Annotated in this window: 21 protein-coding genes and 2 pseudogenes; 5 read left to right on the top strand and 18 right to left on the bottom strand. The window is 68.9% G+C overall.

What is annotated here, in order from left to right; genetic code table 11:
- Positions 1–71: 71 nt before the first annotated feature.
- Positions 72–530: a hypothetical protein gene (locus JIX55_RS19610; RefSeq protein ID WP_443046462.1), complete on the bottom strand. Its 459-nt coding sequence runs from the start codon at positions 528–530 to the stop codon at positions 72–74.
- A 390-nt stretch (positions 531–920) separates the two neighbouring features.
- Between JIX55_RS19610 and JIX55_RS19605 the strand changes: the two genes are divergently transcribed.
- On the top strand, positions 921–1,451 hold the full coding sequence (locus JIX55_RS19605; RefSeq protein WP_257564610.1) for a universal stress protein: 531 nt from the start codon (positions 921–923) through the stop codon (positions 1,449–1,451).
- 431 nt (positions 1,452–1,882) lie between these two features.
- Here the strand turns inward: JIX55_RS19605 and glmS are convergent, their stop codons facing one another.
- The 3 genes from glmS to JIX55_RS19590 form a co-directional block, all read right to left on the bottom strand.
- Positions 1,883–3,700, bottom strand: coding sequence for a glutamine--fructose-6-phosphate transaminase (isomerizing) (gene glmS / locus JIX55_RS19600; protein ID WP_257564609.1), 1,818 nt, complete (start codon positions 3,698–3,700; stop codon positions 1,883–1,885).
- Between the two features lie 13 nt (positions 3,701–3,713).
- Positions 3,714–3,971 (bottom strand): hypothetical protein, encoded by a 258-nt coding sequence (locus tag JIX55_RS19595; RefSeq protein WP_257564608.1) that lies wholly within the window; start codon positions 3,969–3,971, stop codon positions 3,714–3,716.
- Between the two features lie 104 nt (positions 3,972–4,075).
- Positions 4,076–4,954, bottom strand: coding sequence for a DUF4429 domain-containing protein (locus JIX55_RS19590; RefSeq protein WP_257564607.1), 879 nt, complete (start codon positions 4,952–4,954; stop codon positions 4,076–4,078).
- Between the two features lie 104 nt (positions 4,955–5,058).
- Between JIX55_RS19590 and JIX55_RS19585 the strand changes: the two genes are divergently transcribed.
- On the top strand, positions 5,059–6,657 hold the full coding sequence (locus JIX55_RS19585) for a beta-N-acetylhexosaminidase (RefSeq protein WP_257564606.1): 1,599 nt from the start codon (positions 5,059–5,061) through the stop codon (positions 6,655–6,657).
- Between the two features lie 143 nt (positions 6,658–6,800).
- Here the strand turns inward: JIX55_RS19585 and JIX55_RS19580 are convergent, their stop codons facing one another.
- The 9 genes from JIX55_RS19580 to JIX55_RS19540 form a co-directional block, all read right to left on the bottom strand.
- Entirely contained in the window at positions 6,801–8,573 is a 1,773-nt protein-coding gene (locus tag JIX55_RS19580; RefSeq protein WP_257564605.1) for an IucA/IucC family protein, read from the bottom strand.
- Positions 8,570–9,103, bottom strand: a complete 534-nt coding sequence (locus JIX55_RS19575) for a GNAT family N-acetyltransferase (protein ID WP_257564604.1) — start codon at positions 9,101–9,103, stop codon at positions 8,570–8,572. Before JIX55_RS19575 ends, JIX55_RS19580 begins: the two co-directional genes overlap by 4 nt.
- Positions 9,100–10,368, bottom strand: coding sequence for a lysine N(6)-hydroxylase/L-ornithine N(5)-oxygenase family protein (locus JIX55_RS19570; RefSeq protein WP_443046461.1), 1,269 nt, complete (start codon positions 10,366–10,368; stop codon positions 9,100–9,102). Before JIX55_RS19570 ends, JIX55_RS19575 begins: the two co-directional genes overlap by 4 nt.
- 7 nt (positions 10,369–10,375) lie before the next feature.
- Positions 10,376–11,821 (bottom strand): lysine decarboxylase DesA, encoded by a 1,446-nt coding sequence (gene desA, locus JIX55_RS19565; protein WP_257564602.1) that lies wholly within the window; start codon positions 11,819–11,821, stop codon positions 10,376–10,378.
- 161 nt (positions 11,822–11,982) lie between these two features.
- Positions 11,983–12,840, bottom strand: a complete 858-nt coding sequence (locus JIX55_RS19560; RefSeq protein ID WP_257564601.1) for a siderophore-interacting protein — start codon at positions 12,838–12,840, stop codon at positions 11,983–11,985.
- A gap of 115 nt (positions 12,841–12,955) precedes the next feature.
- The gene (locus JIX55_RS19555) at positions 12,956–14,008 is read right to left on the bottom strand and encodes an ABC transporter substrate-binding protein (protein ID WP_257564600.1); all 1,053 of its coding nucleotides are present in this window, start codon (positions 14,006–14,008) and stop codon (positions 12,956–12,958) included.
- A gap of 458 nt (positions 14,009–14,466) precedes the next feature.
- Complete coding sequence (locus tag JIX55_RS19550; RefSeq protein WP_306820018.1) at positions 14,467–14,811, bottom strand: NUDIX domain-containing protein; 345 nt, start codon at positions 14,809–14,811, stop codon at positions 14,467–14,469.
- Positions 14,812–14,923: 112 nt separating this feature from the next.
- Entirely contained in the window at positions 14,924–15,133 is a 210-nt protein-coding gene (locus JIX55_RS19545; RefSeq protein ID WP_257564599.1) for a hypothetical protein, read from the bottom strand.
- A gap of 211 nt (positions 15,134–15,344) precedes the next feature.
- Entirely contained in the window at positions 15,345–16,310 is a 966-nt protein-coding gene (locus JIX55_RS19540; RefSeq protein ID WP_257564598.1) for a helix-turn-helix transcriptional regulator, read from the bottom strand.
- A gap of 92 nt (positions 16,311–16,402) precedes the next feature.
- Here JIX55_RS19540 and JIX55_RS19535 point away from each other — a divergent pair, with 92 nt between their 5' ends.
- The 3 genes and pseudogenes from JIX55_RS19535 (at position 16,403) to JIX55_RS19525 (ending at position 18,273) form a co-directional block, all read left to right on the top strand.
- Positions 16,403–16,768: a VOC family protein gene (locus JIX55_RS19535; RefSeq protein ID WP_257564597.1), complete on the top strand. Its 366-nt coding sequence runs from the start codon at positions 16,403–16,405 to the stop codon at positions 16,766–16,768.
- Positions 16,765–17,740 (top strand): annotated as a pseudogene (locus tag JIX55_RS19530) (integrase core domain-containing protein). Before JIX55_RS19535 ends, JIX55_RS19530 begins: the two are co-directional and overlap by 4 nt.
- 71 nt (positions 17,741–17,811) lie before the next feature.
- The gene (locus JIX55_RS19525) at positions 17,812–18,273 is read left to right on the top strand and encodes a hypothetical protein (RefSeq protein WP_257564596.1); all 462 of its coding nucleotides are present in this window, start codon (positions 17,812–17,814) and stop codon (positions 18,271–18,273) included.
- A 30-nt stretch (positions 18,274–18,303) separates the two neighbouring features.
- Here the strand turns inward: JIX55_RS19525 and JIX55_RS19520 are convergent.
- From JIX55_RS19520 to JIX55_RS19500, 5 genes and pseudogenes are all read right to left on the bottom strand, one after another.
- Positions 18,304–19,426, bottom strand: a pseudogene (locus JIX55_RS19520) (IS630 family transposase).
- 83 nt (positions 19,427–19,509) lie between these two features.
- Complete coding sequence (locus JIX55_RS19515; protein WP_257564595.1) at positions 19,510–20,670, bottom strand: acyl-CoA dehydrogenase family protein; 1,161 nt, start codon at positions 20,668–20,670, stop codon at positions 19,510–19,512.
- Positions 20,671–20,674: 4 nt separating this feature from the next.
- On the bottom strand, positions 20,675–21,652 hold the full coding sequence (locus JIX55_RS19510; protein ID WP_257564594.1) for a hydroxymethylglutaryl-CoA lyase: 978 nt from the start codon (positions 21,650–21,652) through the stop codon (positions 20,675–20,677).
- Positions 21,649–23,601, bottom strand: coding sequence for an acetyl-CoA carboxylase biotin carboxylase subunit (locus tag JIX55_RS19505; protein WP_257569386.1), 1,953 nt, complete (start codon positions 23,599–23,601; stop codon positions 21,649–21,651). The genes JIX55_RS19510 and JIX55_RS19505 overlap by 4 nt, the downstream gene beginning before the upstream one ends.
- An 86-nt stretch (positions 23,602–23,687) precedes the next feature.
- Positions 23,688–25,304: a carboxyl transferase domain-containing protein gene (locus JIX55_RS19500; protein WP_257564593.1), complete on the bottom strand. Its 1,617-nt coding sequence runs from the start codon at positions 25,302–25,304 to the stop codon at positions 23,688–23,690.
- Positions 25,305–25,400: the final 96 nt, after the last annotated feature.

Here is a 25,400-nt window from a genome sequence, read left to right as displayed (position 1 = left end):
GGTGTTCGGCCAAGGGGGGTGCGGGTGGCCGAAGTTGGCTGAAAAGATACGGGAGTGTGCGCGGAAACCGGTCAGTCGACCGGCGTACTCGGCCCGGAGTGCCGTCCGCCCCTGTGCGCCCCGGAACCGGAGCGTCCGCGTCGGCAGCGCTGGAGGGTGTGATCTTCGGCCATCGAACGATCGGCCATCGAACGATCGGGCATCGAGCGGTCGGCCGTCGTGCCGTCGGCCGTCGAGCGGTCGGCCGTCGAGCGGGCGGCACGGGCCGCTCCGCGTTCGGACTCGCGCAGGAGGACGCGGCAGACGCCGGTGACCGCGGCGAGGCCGAGGGCCGCGCCCGTCGCGCCGGCCAGGGAGGTGCCGTACCAGACGAGGACGACCGGGACGAGGACGCAGCTGAAGGCCGCCCAGCGGACCACGTCCGTGGCGGGGTCCGCTGGGCGGGGGGTCGTCCGGGAGGTCGTCTGGGGGGTCGGGGGGATCTCGTCGGTTTCGGGAGCGGGCTGGGGCGCGAAGCGGGGTGCGGACACGGTCGGCTCCCTCCTGACTCCCTTGGGTACGGCTTACGGGGGTTCAACGCGTGTTCGAGCTGTCGGTCACTGGTGCCGTCGGATCGGGTTGCGGCACGACTGCCCGCAGATGGGTGCGCGCATGCGGTATCGCGGTCGTGGGGTTCCGGTCGCGACTGTATGCCCGTATAAAACGGCTGTACGTGGCAGCAACCATTGCGTTACGGGGCGGGGGTCGTGCATGCTCCCTGGAATCCCGCGCAGCCGGTGCGGGATCTGGGCGGAGGAGGCGTGCGGTCGTACCCTTGGGGGTATGGGGTTGGGAAGATGATTCCCGGACACGGCTCCGCCGCGCACCGACGTCCCTTTTCACGTCGTCCCATCCACGAGGATCCAAACGCCGAGACATCCATGGCCGGTCACGAATTCTTCGACTCCGCGGACCGCAAGCGGCGGCCCGTCGCCGATCCCACGGCGGCCGACCCCCTGGCGGCGGAAGAGGCACGCCCCTCCTGCGACCCCGCTTTCAAGCACGGCGTCGTCGTCGGCTTCGACGGTTCGACGTCCAGTGAACGCGCCCTCGCGTACGCCGTCGGCATGGCCCGCCGCTCCGGCTCGGGCCTGATCATCGTGCATGTCGCCAACCGGCTGCCCACGACCGTGTGGGCCGGCTGCGAGCCGCCCGTCTTCGTCGACGTCCCCGATCACCGGACCGAGGTCCTCGGCCTTGAGCTCGCCTGTGCCGACTATCTCGCCGAGGTGCCCTGGATCCTCGTCGAGCGCGGCGGCGACATCTGCCATGAACTCGAAGAGGTGGGGCGGGAGTACGAGGCCGACGCGATCGTCGTCGGGTCCACGCACGGGATCGTCGGCCGCCTCTTCGGCTCGGTCGCCGGGCGGCTCGCCAAGCGCGCGCAGCGGCCCGTCATCGTCATCCCCTGATCGCGGTACGTCGTCGCCGTTCCGCAACTCCCCGTCGGCCCAGGTGAGATGAGCCGCGGGCACCTCCCCCGTACTTCCGGGAACGCGTAAAGCAAGCTACTGGCGCGTAGAAGTGTTTGTGCCTTTGTGAAGGGCATAACCCGTTCGCCGTGCAACTGCACACGCACGAAGGGAGCCCCGCCGTGGCGACGGGGCGACGTCGCGGCGGTCGGTGGGCTCGTGGCGTGGTACGCGGCGCTCGCGCACCGGCCGACGGCTGTGCCGAGGCGTGCTGCCGGGCGGGGTGGTGTGACGGCCACCGGGTAAAAGGCAGCCGGTGTCGGGGTCTTGGGCGGCCCCGGCGCACATGAGCGGACCCCCCGTGATGGGTGGCATCACGTGGGGGTCCGTTCCGCTGTCCTGCCTCCGCGCCCCTTCCCGGGAAGGCGTTCCTACTCCACCGTCACCGACTTCGCCAGGTTGCGCGGCTTGTCGATGTCGCGACCCAGGGCCAATGCCGTGTGGTACGCGAGGAGTTGGAGGGGGATGCCCATGAGGATCGGGTCCAGTTCGTCCTCGTTCTTGGGGACGATGATCGTCTGGTCGGCCTTCTCCTGGTCGCGGTGGGCCACGGCGAGGATCCTGCCGCTGCGGGCCTTGATCTCCTCCAGGGCGGCGCGGTTCTTCTCCAGGAGGTCGTCGTCGGGGACGATGGCGACCGTCGGGAGGGCGGGCTCGATGAGAGCCAGCGGGCCGTGCTTGAGCTCGGAGGCGGGGTAGGCCTCGGCGTGGATGTACGAGACCTCCTTGAGCTTCAGGGAGGCCTCGCGGGCCACCGGGTAGCCCCGGACGCGGCCGATGAAGAGCATCGAGCGGGCCTCGGCGTACTCCTGGGCCAGCTTCTTGATCTCCTCCTCCTGCTCCAGCATCTCGGCGATCTGGGCGGGGAGCTTGCGCAGGCCCGCGATGATCCGCTTGCCGTCCCGGACGGAGAGGTCGCGGGTGCGGCCCAGGTGCAGGGCGAGGAGTGCGAAGGCCACCGTCGTGTTGGTGAAGCACTTCGTGGAGACGACGCAGACCTCGGGGCCCGCGTGGACGTAGATGCCGCCGTCCGCCTCGCGGGCGATCGCCGAGCCGACGACGTTCACCACGCCCAGGACCCGCGCGCCCTTGCGCTTCAGCTCCTGGACGGCCGCCAGGACGTCGTACGTCTCACCGGACTGGGAGACGGCGATGTACAGGGTGTCGGGGTCCACCACCGCGTTGCGGTAGCGGAACTCCGACGCCGGCTCGGCGTCCGCGGGGATGCGGGCCAGCTCCTCGATCATCTGGGCGCCGATCATGCCCGCGTGGTACGAGGTGCCGCAGCCCAGGATCTTCACCCGACGGATCTGGCGCGCCTCGCGGGCGTCCAGGTTGAGGCCGCCGAGGTGCACGGTGGAGAAACGGTCGTCGATGCGGCCGCGCAGCACGCGGTCCACGGCGTCGGCCTGCTCGTGGATCTCCTTGTGCATGTACGTGTCGTGGCCGCCCATGTCGTACGAGGCCGCCTCCCACTCCACGGTGGTGGGCTCCGCCGTGGTGCGGGTGCCCTCCGTCGTGTACGTGCGGAAGTCGTCGGCCTTGAGGGTGGCCATCTCGCCGTCGTCGAGGGTGACGATCTGGCGGGTGTGGGTGACCAGAGCGGCTATGTCCGAGGCGACGAACATCTCCTTCTCGCCGATGCCGAGGACGACGGGGGAGCCGTTGCGGGCGACGACGATGCGGTCGTTGAAGTCGGCGTGCATGACGGCGATGCCGTACGTGCCCTCGACGATGCGCAGCGCCTGGCGGACCTTCTCCTCCAGGGTCTCCGCCTGGGAGCGGGCGATGAGGTGGGTCAGGACCTCGGTGTCCGTCTCGGAGAGGAACTCGACGCCGTCCGCTTCGAGCTTCCTCCGCAGGTCGGAGGCGTTGTCGATGATGCCGTTGTGGACGACGGCGACCTTGCTGTCGGCCGACATGTGCGGGTGCGCGTTGACGTCGGAGGGGGCGCCGTGGGTGGCCCAGCGGGTGTGGGCGATGCCGGTGGTTCCCTTGAAGCGCGCGGGGACCTTGGCCTCCAGGTCGCGGACCCGGCCCTTGGCCTTGACCATCTTCAGGCCGGCCGTCTTGGGCGAGGTGACGACTATGCCCGCCGAGTCGTAACCCCGGTACTCCAGGCGCTGCAGGCCCTCAAGGAGCAGCGGCGCCACATCGCGCTTGCCGATGTAGCCGACAATTCCGCACATAAATACGTATCCCCTAGCCGTAAACGATGCGGCGCAGCTGCCGGAGCGTGAGCTCCGGCGGCGCGACCGCCCGGTATTTCAGGTCCGCCTCGATCCGTTCGAAGATCGCCGAGTTGACCAGACCCTGGGCCTGGAGTTCGCGGTGGCGGCGACGGACGTAGTCCTCGGTCGTCTCGTCGAAGTAGGCGAGCACGTCCTGGATCACACGCAGCGCCTCGCCCCGGCTGAGGGGCGAGGATCGCGTCAAGTGATCAACGAGTTCGTCGTGCACCCGTTGATCCTGGAGTACTGGAGGTCGATTCGCAAGAATCCTGCCCGATTCCGGGCAGCGCGCTGTGAAAAGGCGTGGTGGGACTGTCTCACGGGTGCCGATCGTCACATCCGCCTCAGTACCGCCTGCTTGGCCATGGTGAACTCCTCGTCCGTGAGGACGCCCGACTTGTGGAGGTCGCCGAGTTCGCGCAGGCGGCGCAGCAGGGCGTCGTGGTCCTCGTCGGGGGCCTGCCGGTCCGGCTCCGCCCGGGGCGGCCCGGTCAGCTGCTTCGGTGCCGGGGCCGCCGGGTGCGGCAGCCGGGCCTGTACGGCCGCCGCGATCAGGGCCATCAGCGGGTCCTTCTTGAAGCCCCACAGCTCGACGGAGTTGGGGTCGTACTTGGGCGGGGCCTTGGTCGGCGCGTTCCGCACGGTGAAGCGGAGGTAGCCGTTCTCCAGGCCGACCGAGGGGTGCCACTCCACGGCCGCGATGTCCGGCAGCGGCAGCGTCCGCGTGCCGGCGGCGGCCTTCGCGTCCTCCGTCTTCCAGTTCCACTCCAGGCGTATGTGCTCGCCGTCGAAGCTCGCGGTGCCGTCCCCGGCGGAGACCGAGAGCGGGACGGCGGGGCCGGCGAGGAGGTACGCGTCGACCGCGTCGGCCGGCACCTGGTCCAGGAGCAGCGCGTTGCGGATCTCGTCCACGAAGTACTCGGCGACGCCGTACCGGTCCGACTCGACGCTCAGCTGGTACGGGTCGTTGGAGTCGGCGAGCCGGCCCCCGGTCGCCTGGAGAAGCGGGTCCGACCCGTCGCGCAGCCGCAGTCGCAGCCGACCCGACTTCCTGCCCTGCTCGAAGGAGATCCCCGCCAACGCGCCCAGCGGGACGGAGAGTTCACCCAGGGTCTTGCGGAGCAGGCTCACGCTCTTGTCGCGGCCGGGGGTCAGCCGCAGGGTGTCGCCGTCGAAGGTCCACGCGCCGTCCCGCTGGAGGATTTCCGCCATGAAGGCGATTGTTCCACCGACTCTGGAAGTGGATGGTCTAGACCTGACGGGCCCGTTGAGGGGATGGTGGTGTCGTCAGTTCGGTTGGTGGAAGGGAGCTCGTCGTGAGACCGCACCACAGATCGACCCGCCTTCTCGGTTCGCTGCTGCTCGTGGTGGCCGGGATCTTCGCTGTGGGAGTCGCACCCGTGTCCGAGAACGCCGACGCCGTCACGATCCCGCTCGGTCGGGTGATACCGGCCCCCGCCTCGGTCGAGGCGGGCGGATCGCCGTACCGGATGACGAGCGGTACGCACATCGTCGTGGACGGCGGGCCCGAGGTCCGCCGGATCGGGGAGTACCTCGCGGGGATCCTGCGGCCGTCGACCGGGTACCGGCTGCCCGTGACCGAGCGTCAGGCGGCCGGAATACGCCTGCGGTTGGCCCCCGGGGAGGCGGCTCTCGGCCAGGAGGGCTACCGGCTCGACAGCGGGCGCTCCGGCGTCACCCTCACCGCCCGCGCGCCCGCCGGGCTCTTCCACGGCGTGCAGACCCTGCGGCAGTTGCTGCCCGCCGCCGTCGAGAAGGACTCCGTGCGGCCGGGGCCGTGGCTCGTCGCCGGCGGCACGATCGAGGACACCCCGCGCTACGGCTGGCGCGGCGCGATGCTGGACGTCTCCCGGCACTTCTTCACCGTCGGCCAGGTCAGGCGCTACATCGACCAGTTGGCCCTCTACAAGTTCAACAAGCTGCACCTCCACCTCTCCGACGACCAGGGCTGGCGCATCGCGATCGACTCCTGGCCGCGCCTGGCCACGTACGGCGGTTCCACGCAGGTCGGCGGCGGCCCCGGCGGCTTCTACACGAAGGCCGACTACAAGGAGATCGTCCGGTACGCCGCCTCCCGCCATCTGGAGGTCGTCCCCGAGATCGACATGCCCGGCCACACCAACGCGGCGCTCGCCTCCTACGCCGAGCTGAACTGCGACGGCGTCGCGCCCCCGCTCTACACCGGCACCGAGGTCGGCTTCAGCTCCCTCTGCGTCGACAAGGGCGTGACGTACGACTTCGTGGACGACGTCGTACGGGAACTGGCCGCGCTCACTCCGGGGCGCCATCTCCACATCGGCGGCGACGAGGCGCACTCCACCAGCCACGAGGAGTACGTCAAGTTCATGGACCGGGTGCAGCCGGTCGTCGAGCGGTACGGCAAGACCGTGATCGGCTGGCACCAGCTGACCGGGGCCACTCCGGCGCGGGGCGCGCTCGCGCAGTACTGGGGGCTGGACAGTACGAGCGCCGAGGAGAAGGAGCAGGTCGCGGCGGCCGCGCGGAACGGGACGGGGATCATCCTCTCGCCCGCCGACCGGATATACCTTGACATGAAGTACGACAAGGACACCCCGCTGGGGCTCGACTGGGCGGGATACGTGGACGTGCGGCGGTCGTACGACTGGGATCCGGGTGACTATCTGGCGGGGGTGCCGGCGGCGGCTGTCAGGGGCGTTGAGGCGCCGTTGTGGACGGAGACGATCGCGACGTCGGCGGATGTTGAGTACATGGCGTTCCCGAGGCTGCCGGGGGTTGCCGAGCTGGGATGGTCTGCGGGGTCCGCGCTCGACTGGGAGGGGTATTGGGTGCGGCTTGCCGCGCAGGGGCCGCGGTGGGAGGCGCTCGGGGTCGGGTACTTCCGGGCGCCGGAGGTGCCCTGGCCTGCGCGGTAGAGCTCGGGAGGTTCGGTGCGTCGGCGGGTGCGGGTGACTGGGCCTTCTCGCGCAGTTCCCCGCGCCCCTGAAAAGCACGGGGCGGGCACCTCGGAGGACCGTACTCCGAGGTGCCCGCCTGCTTTTGGGGGCCGTGCAGGGGGCTACAGGCCCGCGATGGGGTTCTTCAGGTTGCCGACGAGTTGCAGCGCGCCCGCCGGGTCCGCCAGGTCGACCATCTGCTTGTTGTCGCGCAGTTGGAGGCGGTTGAGGCAGGACAGCGCGAACTCGGGGGCGAACATGTCGTACTGGGCGAACTTGTCGGCGAGTTCGGGCATCGAGTGCTGGTAGTCGCGTACGGTCTCGGCGACCGTGCGCCAGAACTCCTCCTCCTCCAGGACGCCTTCCTCGGCGAGGTTGGCGGCGAGGAAGCGGAAGTAGCAGTCGAAGACGTCCGTGAAGATGGACAGGAGCTTCTTGTCCTCGGGGACCTCGACGCGCAGTCGCTCGACCGTCGGCGGGAGCACCGCCTGCGGGTCCATGACCGCGATCTCCTCGGCGATGTCCTTGTAGATCGCGCGCTCGACGGCACCGTCCTTGATGACGAGGATGACGTTCTCGCCATGCGGCATGAAGACGAGGTCGTAGGCGTAGAAGCTGTGCAGAAGTGGGGTGAAGTACGCCTTCAGATAGCGGCGCAGCCACTCCTTCGGGGTCAGGCCCGAGCGTTCGATCAGCGCGGCGGCGAAGCCGTTGCCCTCGTGGTCGACGTGGACCAGGGAGGCCATGGTCGCCAGCGACTCACCCTCCCGCAATCCGGCCACCGGGCTCTCGCGCCACAGCGCGGCCAGCATCTTGCGGTACGCGGAGTACTTGTCGGTGGCGGCCTCGTACTCCAGGTGCCGGTAGCCGACGGCGGCGCGCTCGCGGATGATCGACAGGCCCGTCGACTTCAGGACCGGGTCGTTGTCGATGAGACCGGCGAGCCAGTCGTTGATGGCCGGGGTCGCCTCCATGTACGCCGCCGAGAGGCCGCGCATGAAGCCCATGTTGAGGACGGACAGGGCCGTCTTCACATAGTGCTTCTCGGGGCTGGAGCTGTTGAAGAACGTGCGGATCGACTGCTGGGCGATGTACTCGTCGTCGCCCTCACCGAGGCACACGAGGTTCCGCTGGGCGACCTCGGCGGCGAAGGTGACGGTGAGCTTGTTCCACCACTGCCAGGGGTGGACGGGGATGAAGAGGTAGTCGGCGGGGTCCAACTCCTGCTCGGTGAGGACGGAGTTGAAGCGGGCGACCGTCTCGGCGCCCAGTTCGTCCCGCAGGAACGCCTCGTACTCGATGCCCACGCCCGCCGTGAACGCCGCCCGCGAGCGGTGCGCGGCCAGCCAGACCAGCTTCACCGGGCTCGCGGTCTCGGGCGCGTACGACAGGTACTCGTGGACGCCGAAGCCGAGGCGGCCGTTGTTGGCGACGAAGCAGGGGTGGCCCTCGGTCATCCCGGTCTCGATGGCCTGGAAACCGCCGTCCACCAGCTCGGCGACCGGCGTCTGCGGCTTGGTGAGCTTGTAGCAGGTGCCGGAGAGGGTGGAGGAGATCTCCTCCAGATAGACCGGGAGGATCTCGTCGCTCAGGCCCAGGGACCGCTTCAGCTCGATGAAGAAGTCCAGGGCGGCGAGGGGGAGGTCGACGCCGTCTCGTTGACGGGAGATCGAGTCGGCGTCGACCTGCCAGTGGTCGAGGGCGCGGCGGACGGCGGTGAACCCGTAGCGGGTCAGACCGTCGTCGCTGCGCACCTCGAAGCGGCCGTCGGCGGTGGCCTCCGGCGTGATGAGCCGCTCATGGGCGAACTCGGCGAGGGCTTTGCGGATGAGCAGGCGGTTGGCCCGTGCCCAGCGGTGGGGGGACAGATGCGCTACGGCATCGGACAGGGTCATACAGCGACTCCTCGGGCAGCCTCGAAGAACTGCTCTCGCGTACAGAAGCTCAGCAGTGCGCGCTTCTCCGGCTTGTCGATCTCGCGGTCGGGGACGAAACCGACGACTTCGTTGAGGGCGTGCACCGCCTTGTTGGACACGTCCGGCTCGACGACGACGCGGTGGGTGGCCGGGTCCTCGAAGAGGTGCGCCATCACGGCGGTGATCACGGACCTGGTGAACCCGTGCACCGGGGTGTCCGTCGGCGGCACCAGGAAGTGCATGCCGACGTCTCCGGGCTCGGGCTCGTACAGGCCGACGAGTTCACGGTGGGCGGGGTCGTACCGCTCCATGAGGAAGGCGGGCTCGCCGTCGAGCAGCCCCAGCAGGGCATGGTGGTGCGGGTCGGCCGCGATCTCCATGTACGCCCGCTCGACGTCCTCCAGTCTGGCGTCCTGCATCATCCAGTACGCCGCCTTGGGGTGCGTGACCCAGCCGTGCAGCAGCTCGGAGTCCTTCAGCGGGTCGAGGGGACGGAAGGCGAAGGTCATACCGCGAACTCCTGGAAGGCGATGGTCTTCTCGACCGGGTAGTACTCCGTGCCGAGCAGCTCGCGGATGATGTACGAGTTCCGGTACGCGCCCATGCCCAGGTCGGGCGAGGTGATGCTGTGGGTGTGGACGCCGGCGTTCTGCAGGAAGACGCCGCGGCCGGTGGTGTCGATGGCGTAGTTGCGGGCCACGTCGAAGCGGCCGTGGCCGTCGAAGAGGAGCCGGTCGTTGATCCCGGCGAGGAAGGCCGGCGGCTGGTAGTGGTAGCCGGTGGCCAGGACCAGGCCCTCGGTCTCGATCTCGTAGTCCTTGCCCTGCTCGTCCTGGCGCAGCCCGAGGGTGTACCGCCCGTCCTCGTAACCGGCGCTGTTGAGGGACGAGTTGGTCAGCAGGCGGGTCGGGACCGGGCGGCCGCCGCTGCTGACGTTCTTCTGGTACAGCAGGTCGAAGATCGAGTCGATCAGTTCCGAGTTGATGCCCTTGAACAGACCCTTCTGCTGCTTCTCCAGCCGGTAGCGGGTCTCCTCGGGCAGTTCGCGGAAGTAGTCGATGTAGTCCGGGGACGTCATCTCCAGCGTCAGCTTGGTGTACTCCAGCGGGAAGAACCGCGGGGAGCGGGTGACCCAGTTGAGCTGGTAGCCGTGGACGTCGATCTCGGTGAGGAGTTCGTAGTAGATCTCCGCGGCGCTCTGGCCGCTGCCCACGATCGTGATCGACTTCTTCGCCTGGAGCTCCGCCTTGCGGTGCATGTAGTGCGCGTTGTGGAAGAGGTCGCCGCCCAGGCCTTGGCAGGCCTCAGGGATGAACGGGACGGTGCCGGTGCCGAGGACGAGGTGCCGGGCGCGCAGGACATCACCGTCGGCTGTCTTCACGGCGTAGAGGCCGGCCCCTTCGTCGTACGTCACCTCGGTGACCGTCGTGTTGAAGCGGACGTTGCTCAGCCGGCCCGCGGCCCAGCGGCAGTAGTCGTCGTACTCGACGCGGAGCGGATAGAAGCTCTCGCGGATGTAGAACGAGTACAGGCGGCCCGAGTCCTTCAGGTAGTTGAGGAAGGAGTACGGGGACGTCGGGTCGGCGAGGGTGACCAGGTCCGACATGAACGGGGTCTGGAGGTGGGCGCCGTCGAGGAACATCCCCGAGTGCCACTCGAAGTTCGGCTTCGAGTCCAGGAAGATCCCGTCGAGTTCGGCGATGGGCTCGGTGAGGCAGGCGAGGCCGAGGTTGAAGGGTCCCAGTCCGATGCCGATGAAGTCGTGTGTCTTCACGGCGGATTCAGGAAGCGACGCGGTCAAGGGATTCTCCCAGGTACTGCTCGGCGTGGCCGGCGATCAGATCGAGTACGGCGGCGATGTCGTCGACCGTGGTCTCGGGGTTGAGCAGGGTGAACTTCAGGTAGTGGCGACCGCCGACCTTGGTGCCCGCGACCACGGCGTCGCCGGAGGCGAACAGGGCTTTGCGAGCGTAGAGGTTGGCGCGGTCGATCTCGGCCGGGTCGGTGACGGCCTCGGGGATGTAGCGGTAGACCAGCGTGGACAGCTGGGGCTCCACGACCACGTCGTAGCGCGGGTCGTGGGCGAGCAGTTTCCAGCCCTCCTCCGCCAGGTCGCAGACCTCGTCGAAGAGCTGGCCGATGCCGTCGGCGCCCATCGTGCGCAGTGTCATCCACAGCTTGAGCGCGTCGAAGCGGCGGGTGGTCTGGAGGGACTTGTCGACCTGGTTGGGGATGCGCTCGGTGACCATGCGACGCGGGTTGAGGTACTCCGCGTGATAGGTGGCGTGGCGGAGCGTGGACCCGTCCCGTACCAGTACGGCGGACGAACTCACGGGCTGGAAGAAGGACTTGTGGTAGTCCACGGTGACGGAGTCGGCGCGCTCGATGCCGCCCAGGAGATCGCGGCGCTTGAGGGAGACGAGCAGGCCGCAGCCGTAGGCGGCGTCGACGTGCATCCACGCGTCGTACTGGGCGCAGAGCTCGGCTATCTCGGGCAGCGGGTCTATGGAGCCGAAGTCGGTGGTGCCGGCGGTGGCGACGACGGCCATGGGGACGAGGCCGTCGCTCTTGCAGCGCTTCAGCTCACGGGCGAGGGCGACCGTCTGCATGCGCTTGTTGCCGTCGACCGGGATGGAGACGACGGCGTCCTGGTCGAGGCCCAGCAGTTTCGCCGACTTCTTCACGCTGAAGTGGCTGACCTCGGAGGCGAAGATCCGCAGTTTGGCGGTCTCGTCGGTCTTGGCCTCCTCGCGGGCCAGCAGCAGTGCCTGGAGGTTGGACTGTGAACCGCCGGAGGTGAACACGCCGTCGGCGGCGGGACCGAACCCGATGCGCTCGTTGGTCCAGTCGATCAGCTTGCGCTCGATCAGGGTGCCGCCGGCCGACTGGTCCCAGGTGTCCAGGGAGGAGTTGACGGCGGAGAGGACGGCCTCGCCGAGCACGGCCGGTATGACGACCGGGCAGTTGAGGTGGGCGAGGTAGCGCGGGTGGTGGAAGTAGATCGCGTCGCGCAGGTAGACGTCCTCGAGCTCGTCGAGAACGGCGGCCGTGTCGTGCAGCGGCTGGTCGAGGTCGATCTTCTCGATACTGGGGGAGAGGGCGTCGACCGTGACACCGGTGAACGGTCGGTCGGTGGTGGCGAGTTTGGCCGCCACCCGCTCCACGCCTTCGGTCACGGTGCGGCGGTACCGCTCCGCGGTCGTGTCATTGAGCAGGTGCGAGCGCATGGGGAGGTCCTCCGAGCGGGGCGGTCCGGGTGGGACGGAGAGGTGAGTGGGGGGTGACATCACGTCGTCCAACTTAGGTAAGCCTAACCTAATTAACTTGAGGGAAACCCGGGCTCAGCCGTGACCGTGATCACTCACGCTGGTCACTAGGGCAACTCGGTTTACTCGCCGCGCTCCCGCAACTGCTCCTCCGTCAGACCCTCGCGCCAGTACCCGACGAAGGTCACCCGCCGCTTGTCGATCCCGCGCTCCCGCACGAGATGGCGGCGCAACTCCTTCACACGGCCGGACTCACCGGCGATCCACGCGTACGGCAGCTCGCTGGAGGGCAGTTGGGCGGCACGGATGGTGTCGAGGGCGGTCGGCGCCCCCTCGGTCCGCACGATCCAGTTGATCTCGGCGTCGGCGTCCGTCGCCAGGTCCTGGATGTCCCCCGGGTGGTGGACCTCCAGCCAGACGCGGGCCGGCATTCCGGCGGGCAGCGACTCCAGGATCGACGAGGCGGCGGGCAACGCCGTGTCGTCACCCCAGATCAGCACCAGATCGGCGTCCTGCGGCGGACGGAAACGGATCGCGCGGTTGTCGGCGATCGCGGGGCCGAGCAGGACGACCCGGTCGCCGGTGGTCGCCCGGGAGGCCCACCGGGACGCGGGCCCGGCGGGCACGGCGGCCCCCGGCTCCACGCCGTGCAGCACGAAGTCGATGTCGATCTCGGCGGTCTCACCGTGGACGTCCGAGCGGAGCGCCCGCAACGTGTACGAGCGCATCACCGCCCGCACATCGTCCGGGAGTTCCCGCCACGCCTGCCACCAGCCGTCGCCCAGTTCGAAGGGCACGGCCGGGGCGTCCTGCCCCGGATGCGGCAGGAAGAGGGAGAGCGACTGGTCCCGGCCGTCGGAGTGGAAGTGCCTCAGGTCGTCCCCCGCGAACGAGACACGCACGAGAGACGGCCCCAGCCGCTCCGTCCGCGAGACCTGAAGGGAAAAGAAACGGAAGGGGGCGGCTACGGCCGTCGTCATGAAATGGCTCCTGGATCAGGGGCGCGTCGTATGAGGAAAGGGCGAGCCCGGGAAACCCAGGGGCGCGGGGAACTGCGCGACCAGCCACATACGACCCGCAGTCGAACTCAGCCGGTCAGCTGACCTTCTTGGCGTTCTCGATCGCTTCGGCCAGCTCCTCAAGAAGCGGCGCGCACTTGTCGTAGGACAGGATCGGCTCGGGGTTACGCCCGATGACCTGCCCCGCCTTCACCGCCGGCAGCTTCTTCCACGTCGCCTCTTCGATCGCGTCCGGCTGGATCGCCGACGTGCGGTTGTCCATGATGATGACGTCCGCGGCGTACTTGTCGACGTTCTCCCAGCTGAGGTTCTCGAACCAGCCTCCACTGGCCTTCAACGCGGCAGCGCTGGGCTCGGCGAAGTTCACGCCGAGGGCCTTGTAGTACTCCAGGTCGATGGAGAGGTTCGAGCCGGACACGTAGAAGATGTCCTGGCTGGCGGAACCGGCGAGCACCTTGATGTCGGGCTTGGCCTTGGTGGCCGCGCGCAGCCGGGCGGCCGCGTCCTCGAACCGCTTCTTGGCCGCGGTGATCTTCTCGGACTCCACGTCCGCGCCGAGCGACTTGGCCAGCTCCAGCATGCGCTGCAGCGGCTCGGTCATCTGGCGGTCGTAGGCGGAGATGCCGACGCTCGGGGCGAGCTTGGCGATCTTGTCCTTGGAGGCCTCGGGGACGTACCAGAGGGTGCCGGCGTCGTCGAAGATCGTCGTGATGAGGACGTCGGGGGAGAGTGCGGCGTACTTCTCGACGTTGAACTCGTCCCAGACGTTGCCGAGGATGGTGAGCTTGCTGATGTCGAGGTCACCGGCCTGGACGTCGGCCTTGCCGTCCGTCGTCTTGGTCGGGCCGAAGACGCTCTTGACGTCGATGCCGTAGTCGAAGAGCGCGGCGGCGACACCCACGAACGCGACGATGTTCGTCGGGACCTTGTCGGTCTTGGCGGTCTCGCCGCGGTCGTCCTTGAACGACCAGGGGCCGGACTTGGCGGCAGCCGTCTCCTTGTCGGAGCCAGTGCTGCTGCTCGTCGAGTCCTCGTCTCCACAGGCGGCGAGCACGGCACCGAGACCGAGTGCGCCACCGGCGGCGAGAATGCCACGGCGGGTGAGATGAGCGGCTCTGGCGTTGGACATGTGTGTGGCTACTTTCGAACGGGGCGGAGTGCCGCCCGGGGGTGAGTTCGAAGGTAGGTTAGCCTAACCTCACTGCTTGTCCAGAGGGTGGTTTCAGGGAGTGGAATGCCCTGGGTGACGCCTGCCCCAATCTTTGAGTTACCTGTGAATCAAAGGGTGATGTGGTGCGGCGGTCGACGACACCCCCAGGGATCAGCCCCTCCCCTCCCGGAAGCGAAGGCTCGCCTCGAACGGTGGTAACCCGTGTCGAGGACACTCAACTTCCGCCTCTCGACGGTCTGTTGAGGGCCTCACCGGGCCCACCCAACCGAACGCCGCCACCCATCGGTGGCCGGAATTCCTCGGCTCGCGCGGATGCCCGGCCCGGCGGTTCGGCCCGGCGGTTCGGGCCGGCGCGCCCGGAACGGATCGCCATGTGACACCGGCTCAAACGTTGTGTATGTCACCCGCGTCGCCGTTCATGAAGCCGTACGTAGCTGGCGCCCGTCGTGCAGATAGACCGGCCGCTTCTCCCGCAGCGCGTGAACCGCCTCCGTCAGCCGCCTCCGCATCCGATCCCGCAGCAGACCGCCTGCCTCGTCAAGAGAGACGAAACGGGTTTCCGACAGCTCCTCGTCGTGGGGGCGGGGCGGCTCGATGTCGAGGACACCGCCGTCTGAGATGAGCGCAACGTGGTCGTCCCAAGGCCCATGCGGTGGAACCCAGTCGACGACCAGGAGTCCGCGCACGGTCACGTCCAGGCCCAGCTCCTCCCTCAGCCCCCTCACCACCGTCTGCTCAGGCGGTTCGTTCGCCTCGGCCATACCGCCGGGAAGGTCCCACCCGGGCTTGTAGGTCGGGTTCGCGTGGCGTTGCCTTCGGCGAGGTAGGCGGCCCAAGCCTCGGGATCCGCAGGGGTGGGGGCGGGTTTCGGCGTCATGGGCGAGGGCCTCCCGGCGACGGGATGAGATCGGCGAGCAGCAACAGTCCGGCCCTCCTCCCGTCATCGAATCTCACCAGGTACTCCCGTACAGGCCCGTAGCTCTTGTGCGGTTCCAGAAGGGCTCGGAGGCCGTCGAGCTGCTGGACGACGCGGATGGAGCCCAGGGTGGGGCTCGTGGCGAGCAGGTCATGGCCTACGGTCACGGCGGCGTCGAGGTCGAGCCGCCGGACGTGGATGGTGGCGAGAGAACGAGCAGTCCCCCGACCCGTGGACCCACAGCGTGCACACGGCTGCCAAGGCGTGGGCTTCGTGCCGCGTGCGCACGATCTGAACCCGCGCACCCGAGGTGCCCGTTCCTGGTTCCCGGACACCCTGGGGAATGGCTCGTCCAGCCGATCGTCCACCTGTTGCGGGTCAGGACGTTGGTGACGGCGCATAGTGGTGGGCAAGATTGGTGGCGAGGTCGCGAAGGTGAGCCCTGGCTTCGGTGGGGCCGTGCACAGTGATGGCGCTCCCGAACGGCAGTAGTGCTCGCACGTCCTCCAGATGCAGGAAGCGGATTGTTGCCTTGCGGCCGGTGGCGGATTCGTCATGGTCGTCCCAGACGAGTCGTAGGCCAAAGATCCGTTGCGCTCGCTCGATCTGGGTCTGGTCGATGGTGGCGCTGACCTCTATCGCGTGGTCGTGTTCCCACTGAGCAATGAGCGCTGCAGCGACGGTGGCCAAGGTCTGGCTCTCGCGGATCCGTCGTGGCTGGTCGACTTCTTTCCATGCCGTGATCCGTTCGAGTCGGTACATCCGTGGCACTCGGGCACAATCGGCGACGAGGTACCAGATGCCGGCCTTGGCGAACAGCCCGTAGGGATCCACGACCAGGTCGCGTGGGCAGGACTCGCGTGGGCTGTCGTACTCGATCCGTAGCCGGCGACCTCGCCGCACCGCGCCGATCAGCGAAGCCGGAGTCGTGCCGAAAGCTCGTACCTGACGCCAGGGACGGCTGTCCACGTGCACTACGTCGGTGAGCGGCAGGAGCTCATGAACTCGACGTGGCTGTGTAGCGGCGATCTTGGAGAGCGCGCGCCGGCTTTCGACCGATGCGTTGAGCTCCGCACGTTGCTTCTCATCCAGCCCAGTGAGCGACAGATGATCACGCTCGCCCGGTGTGAGTCGCGTGAGGTCGAGTCCGGATCCGGGCAGCATGGTCACACCTCCGAGGCGGCCCCGGTGTGCGGTCACCGGCAGACCGGCGTCGCGGAGCCAGTTCAGATCTCGGGTGATGGTTCGAAGGGACACCCCGAGCGCTGAGGCGAGTTCCTGTGTGGTCACGGCATCCCTCGATGTGAGGAGCAGCATCAGGGTGAAGAAGCGGTCTGGGGTCACACACCAATTTTTTCAGGAATTGCGACACGATGCGGCGCATATCCCGGTCAGGCTGGTGGATGCGTACCTACCACCTGCGAGAAGGAACAACCATGACCACATCCGTCGTGTCCATCGTCTACGTGAACGACGCTCCCACCGCAGCTCGTTTCTACGGCGGCCTCCTCGGCATGAGCCCCTCGTTCGAGACTCCGGGATACATCACCTTCGACCTCGGGCCAGGTGCTGACCTCGGTCTGTGGTCTGGCCAGTTCGAGCATCTGTCACCGGACGTCCCGCGCACCAGTGAGGTTTGCCTGGCCATCGACGGTGGACCCGACGAGCTCAACGCGACCTTTGAGCAGTGGAAGTCCAACGGGGTCACGATCCTGCGCGAGCCTCATGATGCGGGGTTCGGGCTGACCTTCCTCGCAGCCGATCCTGACGGGAACCGTATCCGCGTCGCACCGCATGACTGAAAGGCCGCAATGCGGCAGGCGCGCACGATAGGTGTCGAGCCTGCCGTCGTCTGACTTCGAGAGGACGACGAGTGCCCCACGCGAATGCGCCCCTCGCCGCTGAGATGGGTATCTCTCGCGCATGCGCCAGCAAGTGGGTAAATCGCTGGCGGCTACACGGTGATGCGGGATTGCAAGACCGGCCGTCGAGTCCGCACCGGAGTCCGAACGCGACTCCAGCATGGGGTATCGAGCAGATCGAGTCCTGGCGCCGCGAGCTCAAGTGGTCCGCGCAACGGATCACCGACGAACTTGTCAGTATCGGTTTTGTGATCGACCGGCGAACTGTCAGCCGACACCTGACCCGGCTCGGCCTCGGCAAACGCCGCTTCATCGACCCAGGCGGTGAGAACAACCGGAATCCGGGGAAGATCACTGCCCCGCTGGCCCGGACACATGGTGCACCTGGATGTGAAGAGGGTCGGCCGGATCCCTGATGGCGGCGGGGGGCGGATCCATGGCCGGGACAGCGATCAGGCCAAGGTCGCTGGTCGGGCGAAGTCGGCCGGGGCAAAGCGTGGCTACGTCTACCTGCACTCCGTCGTCGATGGTTTCTCACGGCTCGCCTACACAGAACCGCTGGGCGATGAGAAGGGCGCGACGGCTGCTGCTTTCCTCGCCCGGGCGAAGGTCTGGTTCGCCGCCCACGGCATCAACGGCGATTTCGCCCGCATCGTCGGGCAAGGCACCCGGCCTCAGAGAACCAAGCCATACACACCTCGGCACAACGGGAAGGTGGAGTGCTACCCGCGCATCATGGCCGAGGAAGTCCTCTACGCCCACGAGTTCACCAGCGAGGACGCCCGGTCAGCCGCGATCGCAGTGTGGAACATCCACTACAACTACCACCGGCCGCATAGTGCTGCCGCCGGAAAGCCGCCAGCAGCCCGCCTCCGCGAGAGCGTCACCAACGTCGAGCCCTCATACATCTAGTGCTGCGACCGGATAGGTTCGCCGGGTCGGTGGACGAGGAGCGGACTCTGGCGGGCACGGGGAGGCGGACGATGAGTGACAACTACCTGACGGTGATTCCGACTGATCCGTACTGGCGGCCCAGTAAGGACGCGGCGGATCGTGCTGCGGCCGTGCTGTCTGGGATGCTTCCCGACGACGACGCCCGCCGTGGCCTGGAAGCCAAGTGGCACGACAGCGTCGAGGTGGTCTTCTGCGGTGCCAACCTGAAGAAGATCTCCTGCCCGCACTGCGGTGCGGAGCTCACACCAGGCTGGTGGGGGGAGGCCGTCTCGGAGCACTACAACGAAGGCTCTTCGACGCTAATGGTGACGGTTCCCTGTTGTGACGCCGAAACGTCGCTCAACGAGCTGGTGTACGACTGGCCGATGGGGTTCGCGCGGTTCAGGATCGAGGTCCTGTATCCGAACCGGGCATGGCTGACCGACGAGGAACTGGCCTCCCTCGCGGATGCGCTCGGACATCCTCTACGACAGGTCCTCATCCACATCTAGTCCTGTGACCACGTAGGTTCGCCAGGCCGGTCAGGCTGCGGCGGCGAGGGGGCGTCCGCCCCAGCGGATGCCTTTCTCGCTGCGGATGCGGGCGCGTTCTTTCCGTTCGGCGGCCAGGACATCGCGGTGGCGTGCGTTGGCGTTGCGCCACCGCAGGTAGGCGTGCAGGGCCCGGGTCTGCGCGGTGTGGTTGGGGCGGGTGGGAGTTGGCGATGGTGAACTGCCGCAGCGGTCCGAAGTGGGCTTCGATCGGGTTCGCCCACGAGGCGTAGGTCGGGGTGAAGCACAGCTCGACCTTGTTCTTCTTCGCCCAGCGGCGGATGTCGGCGCCCTTGTGGGCGGACAGGTTGTCCAGGATCACGTAGATCGGGGCGCCGTCGGGCCGGACGGCGCGGATCGATCTCAGCGCGGTCAGTGTGTTCACGGCACCTTTCTTGCGGCGGTTGACGCCCCACATGCGGTCGTCGCCGATTGAGTAGTAGCCGTGGAAGTACCGGATGCCGTGGGTGCGGTGGTAGGTGGCGGGCAGCCGGTCGGGGCGCCCCTGTTCGGCCCAGCCCGAGCCCGCGGTGGGCCTGATCCCCAGCGGGCCGAACTCGTCGAACGCGAAAACGCGGTCCGGGAAGCGGTCCACTACTTCCTCGATGCGGTCCAGGTTGGCGTCGCGTTCTGGGTCCGGGGACTCCTTCCACGTCTTGGTGCGCTGGAAGGTGATGCCGCGGCGGGCAAGCAGGCAGCGTAATGCTTCGCGGCCGATGCGGATGATCCGGCCGTGGACTTTGCGCAGGTAGGCGACGAGTTTGCGCAGCGACCAGCGGGTGAAGGGCTGGCCGAGCTTCGCCGGGCGGGTGGTGGCCGTCGCCACGACGAAGTCCTCGTCATTAGGGCTGAGTCGGCGGGGACGGCCTCCCGCCCACCGAGGGTCCAGACAGGCCAGGCCGATCTCGTTGAACCGGTGGATCACATCCCTGACGGTGTCCTCGTCGGCCTGCACCAGCTGGGCGATCACCGGCACGCGGTTCCCGCCGGCCGAGGCCAGCAGCATCATCGCCCGCCGGTAGCGAACCGAACTCGTGCTGCCCCGACGCACGATCTGCTGCAGCCGCTGCCCCTCCTGGTCGGTCAGTCTGCGCACACGGACAGGCTCAGCCACCGCACCTCCAGCGGTCGGATCGGACGTCACCACACATCCAACCGCCACGACCACCAACCCGGCGAACCAACGCGGTCACAGCACTAGCCGACCAGTCCCAGCTCCCTCGCGATCAGCATCCGCTGTACCTCGCTCGTGCCCTCGCCGATCTCAAGGATCTTGGAGTCGCGCCACATGCGGGCGACGGGGTACTCGTTCATGAAGCCGTAGCCGCCGTGGATCTGGGTGGCCTCGCGGGCGTTGTCGACGGCGATGGTGGAGGAGTAGAGCTTCGCGAGGGCCGCCTCCTTCTTGAAGGGTTCGCCGGAGACCAGGCGGGAGGCGGCGTCCCGCCAGGCGAGGCGGGCCGTGTGGGCCTTCATCTCCATGTCGGCGATCTTGAACTGGATGGCCTGGTTGGCGCCGATCGGCCGGCCGAAGGCGTGCCGCTCCTTGGCGTACCTCACCGACTCGTCGACACAGCCCTGGGCGAGACCCGTGGCGAGGGCCGAGATGGCGATGCGGCCCTCGTCGAGGATGCGGAGGAACTGGGCGTAACCGCGGCCGAGTTCGCCGAGGAGGTTCTCCGCCGGGACCCGTACGTCGGAGAAGGACAGTTCACGGGTGTCCGAGGCGTTCCAGCCGACCTTGGAGTAGGGGGCGGCCACCGTGAAGCCCGGCGTGCCCGACGGGACGATGATCGAGGAGATGAGGGGTTTGCCGTCGGGCCCCCGGCCGGTCACCGCCGTGACCGTCACCAGCGCCGTGATGTCCGTGCCCGAGTTGGTGATGAAGCACTTGCTGCCATTGATCACCCACTCGTTCGTCGACTCGTCCAGGCGGGCGGTCGTACGGGTCGCGCCCGCGTCCGAGCCGCCGTCCGGTTCGGTGAGGCCGAACGCGCCCAGTATCTCGCCCGAGCAGAGGCGCGGCAGCCACTCCTCCTTCTGGGCCCGCGTGCCGAAGAGGTGGATCGGCATCGCGCCCAGGGAGACACCGGCTTCGAGCGTGATTGCCACGGAGGAGTCCACTCGGGCGAGTTCCTCCAGCGCGATGCCCAGGGCCAGATAGTCGCCGCCCATGCCGCCGTACTCCTCCGGGAACGGCAGTCCGAACAGCCCCATGCGGCCCATCTCGCGCACGATCTCGTACGGGAACTCGTGCCGCTCGTAGAAGTCGCCGATCTTGGGCGCGACGACCTCGTGCGCGAACTCCTCGACCGTACGGCGGAGTTCTTCCAGTTCGGGGGAGAGGCGGTGGTCCATGACGTCACTGCTCCTTGTGGTGCTCGTGGCCCTCGTCGTCCTCGTGGGACAGGGCTCGTACGGTGCGGGACGGGCTGGGTCGGCCCAGGTGTCCGGCCATCCACGCGCTCGTGGCGACGAGGCGGCCGAGGTCGACGCCCGTGTCGATGCCGAGGCCGCTCAGCATCCACACGAGGTCTTCGGTGGCGAGGTTTCCGGTGGCGCTCTTCGCGTACGGGCAGCCGCCGAGGCCGCCGGCCGACGCGTCGACCGTCGTGACGCCGTGCCGCAGCGCCGCGAGGGTGTTGGCGAGGGCCTGGCCGTAGGTGTCGTGGAAGTGGACGCCGAGGGACGGGGTCGGTACGTCCGCCGCGTTCAGGGCGGTGAGCAGTGCCTGGACGTGGCCCGGGGTCGCCACACCGATCGTGTCTCCGAGGCTCAGTTCGTCGCAGCCCATGTCGAGGAGCGCGCGGCAGACCCGTACGACCTGGGGGATCGGGACGGGGCCTTCCCAGGGGTCGCCGAAGCACATGGAGAGGTAGCCCCGGACGTGTACCCCCTCGGCCTTCGCCCGCGTCACCACCGGGTCGAACATCGCCAGCGCCTCGTCGACCGTCCGGTTGAGGTTGGCCTTGGCGAAGGACTCCGTCGCGCTGGCGAAGACGGCGACGCGGCGGGCGCCGAGGGCGAGGGCGCGGTCGAGGCCGCGTTCGTTGGGGACGAGGACGGGGAGGGCCGCCTCAAGATCGCCGAGGAGGGGGAACAGGGCCTCCGCGTCCGCCAGTTGGGGCACCCACTTGGGGTGGACGAAGCTGGTGGCCTCGATGGTGGTGAGGCCCGCGTCGGCCAGACGGTGGACGAACTCCGCCTTCACCTCCGTGGGGACGGTCGCCTTCTCGTTCTGCAGGCCGTCACGGGCGCCGACCTCGTGGATACGGACGCGGGCGGGGAGACCGTCGGCGGGCGGTGCGGCCACGGTCATGGGCAGGCCGGGGACGGTCATGTCGCCGCCTCCTCGTGGTGCTCCTCCTCATGAGGTGCGACGACCGCCAGCACCTGGTCCATGGCGACGGTCGTGCCGGGCGTGACGTCCAGCTCGGTGACCGTCCCGGCGTGCGGCGCGGAGACGACGTGCTCCATCTTCATCGCCTCCACCACCAACAGGCTCTGCCCTGCGGTCACTTGGTCCCCCACGGCCACCTTCACCACGGTGACCGTGCCGGGCATCGGCGCGGTCAGCGAGTCGGCACCCGCGTGGGCGGCGCCGGTGAGGGCGGCGGCGACGGGGTCGTGGTCGCGCACGTGCCAGGCGTCGCCGTCGCGGCCGACCCAGTCGGCGGCGCGGTGGAAGGTGTGGCGGACGCCGTCCAGGGTCACGGAGACCTGGTCGTCGGTGACGGTGTGGGCGCCTCGGGGGCGGTGGGTGACGGGTTCGAGTCCCGCTGCTCGCAGGTCGAAGGTCAAAGGTGCCGGTTCACCACCCAGACGCCAGCCGCTCGGCACCGAGAAGGGGTCGGTCCAGCCGCCCCCCCGAGGCCTCAGCTCGTCGAGTCGTACGGCCGCCGCCGCCTCGTACACCTCCTCCGGCACCTCCCCCGACACCAGCCCCTCGACCTCCCGCTCCACCAACCCCGTGTCCAGCTCGCCCGCCACCACCGCCGGATGGGCCAGCAGTCGCCGCAGGAACCCGGCGTTCGTCTGCACGCCCAGGGTGACCGTCTCCGCGAGCGCCGCGCGGAGTCGGCGCAGGGCGGTGGGGCGGTCGGGGCCGTAGGCGATGACCTTGGCGAGCATCGGGTCGTACAGCGAGCCGACCTCCGTGCCCTCGCTGAGGCCGGAGTCGGTCCGGATGCCGTCGCCCTCCGGCTCGCGCAGACGCAGGATCGTGCCGCCCGAGGGCAGGAACCCGCGCGCGGGGTCCTCGGCGCAGATGCGGGCCTCGACCGCGTGGCCCGTCAGCCGTACGTCCTCCTGCGCGAACGCCAGCCGCTCGCCCGCCGCCACCCGGAGCTGCCACTCCACCAGGTCGACGCCCGTGACCAGCTCGGTCACCGGGTGTTCGACCTGGAGGCGGGTGTTCATCTCCATGAAGTAGTACGAGGAGGGGTCGCCGCCGGGGACGATGAACTCGACCGTGCCCGCGCCGGAGTAGCCGCAGGAGCGGGCCGCCTGGACGGCCGCCTCTCCCATCGCGGCGCGGGTGGCCTCGTCGAGCAGGACGCTGGGCGCCTCCTCGATGATCTTCTGGTGGCGGCGCTGGAGGGAGCACTCGCGTTCGCCGAGGTGGACGACATTGCCGTGGCCGTCGGCCAGGACCTGGATCTCGATGTGCCGGGGGCGGTCGATCCACCGCTCGACGAGGAGGGTGTCGTCGCCGAAGGAGGCGCGGGCCTCGCGCCGGGCGGCGGCGATCTCGTCGGCCAGCAGGGCCGCGTCACGTACCAGCCGCATGCCCTTGCCGCCGCCGCCCGCGCTGGGCTTCAGCAGCACGGGCATGCCGATCTCCCGTGCCGCGTCGGCGAGTTGGGTGTCGGTGAGTCCGCTGCCGCTGGAACCGGGCACCACCGGCACCCCGGCCGCCCGTACCGTCTCCTTGGCGCGGATCTTGTCGCCCATGAGGGAGATCGCGTCGGCCGGCGGGCCGATGAAGACCAGCCCGGCGTCGGCGCACGCCCGCGCGAACTCCGCGTTCTCGGCGAGGAAGCCGTACCCCGGGTGCACCGCCTGCGCGCCCGTCCGGGCCGCCGCCTCCAGCAGCCGCTCCACCGACAGATAGCTCTCGGCCGCCGGCGCCGGACCGATCCGTACCGCCGTGTCGGCCTCCCGTACATGCCGGGCGTCGGCGTCCGCGTCGGAGTGGACGGCGACGGAGCGGACGCCGAGGGCGCGGAGGGTGCGGATGACGCGGACGGCGATCTCGCCGCGGTTGGCCACCAGCACCGTGTCGAACATCGTCATCGTCGAAGCCACTGTCGAAGTCGTTGTCGCGGTCGTTGTCACGGTCGTGGTCGTTGTCGAGGTCATCGTGCGAAGCCCCCTCACATCCGGAAGACGCCGAACTGGGGGTCACCCAGGGGCGCGTTGGCGCAGGCGGTCAGGGCGAGGCCCAGGACCTGCCGGGTCTCCAGCGGGTCGATCACGCCGTCGTCCCAGAGGCGGGCGGTGGCGTAGTAGGCGTTGCCCTGGCGCTCGTACTGGGCGCGGATCGGGGCCTTGAAGGCCTCTTCCTCGTCCGCCGACCAGTCCTCGCCGCGTGCCTCCGACTGGTCCCGCTTCACGGTCGCCAGGACGGACGCGGCCTGCTCGCCGCCCATCACGGAGATCTTGGCGTTGGGCCACATCCACAGGAAGCGGGGGGAGTAGGCCCGGCCGCACATCGAGTAGTTGCCCGCGCCGTACGAGCCGCCGATCACGACCGTCAGCTTGGGGACGCGGGTGCAGGCCACGGCGGTCACCATCTTGGCGCCGTGCTTGGCGATGCCACCGGCCTCGTAGTCCCGGCCGACCATGAAGCCGGAGATGTTCTGCAGGAAGACCAGCGGGATGGAGCGCTGGTCACACAGCTCGATGAAGTGGGCGCCCTTCTGGGCGGACTCGGAGAAGAGGATGCCGTTGTTGGCGACGATCCCGACCGGGTGGCCGTGGATCCGGGCGAAGCCGGTGACGAGGGTCTGCCCGAACTCCGCCTTGAACTCGGCGAACCGCGAACCGTCGACCACGCGTGCGATGACCTCGCGTACGTCGTACGGCGTGCGGGAGTCGACCGGCACGGCGCCGTACAGCGTGTACGGGTCCACCTTGGGCTCGGCGGCCGGCTCGACCGACCAGGGGAGCGGGCCCCGGGAGGGGAGGGTGGAGACGATGGTCCGCACGATGCGCAGCGCGTGGGCGTCGTTCTCCGCGAGGTGGTCGGTGACGCCGGAGATCCGGGAGTGGACCTCGCCGCCGCCCAGCTCCTCGGCGGTGACGACCTCTCCGGTGGCGGCTTTCACGAGCGGGGGGCCGCCGAGGAAGATCGTCCCTTGGTCCCGGACGATCACGGCTTCGTCGCTCATGGCGGGGACGTACGCGCCGCCCGCAGTGCACGAGCCGAGGACGGCCGCGATCTGCGGGATGCCGGCGCCGGACATCCGGGCCTGGTTGTAGAAGATGCGGCCGAAGTGCTCGCGGTCGGGGAAGACCTCGTCCTGCATGGGGAGGAAGGCTCCGCCGGAGTCGACGAGATAGAGGCAGGGGAGGCGGTTCTCGAGGGCCACCTCCTGCGCCCGCAGATGCTTCTTCACCGTCATCGGGTAGTACGTGCCGCCCTTGACGGTGGCGTCATTGGCGACGACGACGCACTCGCGGCCGCTGACCCGGCCGATCCCGGCGATCACGCCCGCCGCCGGGGCCTGGCCGTCGTACATGCCGTCGGCGGCCAGCGGCGCCAGCTCCAGGAAGGGGGAGCCGGGGTCGAGGAGGGTGTCCACCCTGTCGCGCGGCAGCAGCTTGCCGCGTGCGGTGTGCCGGGCGCGCGCCTTCTCGCCGCCGCCGAGCCGGGCCGCGGCCAGCTTGGCCCGCAGCTCCTCGCCCAGCGCGCGGTGCGCGGCCTCGTTGGCACGGAAGGGCTCCGCCGCGGGGTCTGCCGCGGTCGTCAGCACCGGTGCCTGGTCCATCGTGCGGTCCCCTCACCCAGTGGTCACCTGTTAATGAGCGTTAACGCGTTTCCTTCAGGTTAACGACCGCTAACCTCCCTGTCTAGAATTGGCTCC

It is taken from the genome of Streptomyces sp. DSM 40750 (assembly GCF_024612035.1).
Lineage (GTDB): Bacteria > Actinomycetota > Actinomycetes > Streptomycetales > Streptomycetaceae > Streptomyces.
The sequence above is the reverse complement of the archived record's forward strand: the minus strand, read 5'-3'. Positions and strand labels throughout refer to the sequence as shown.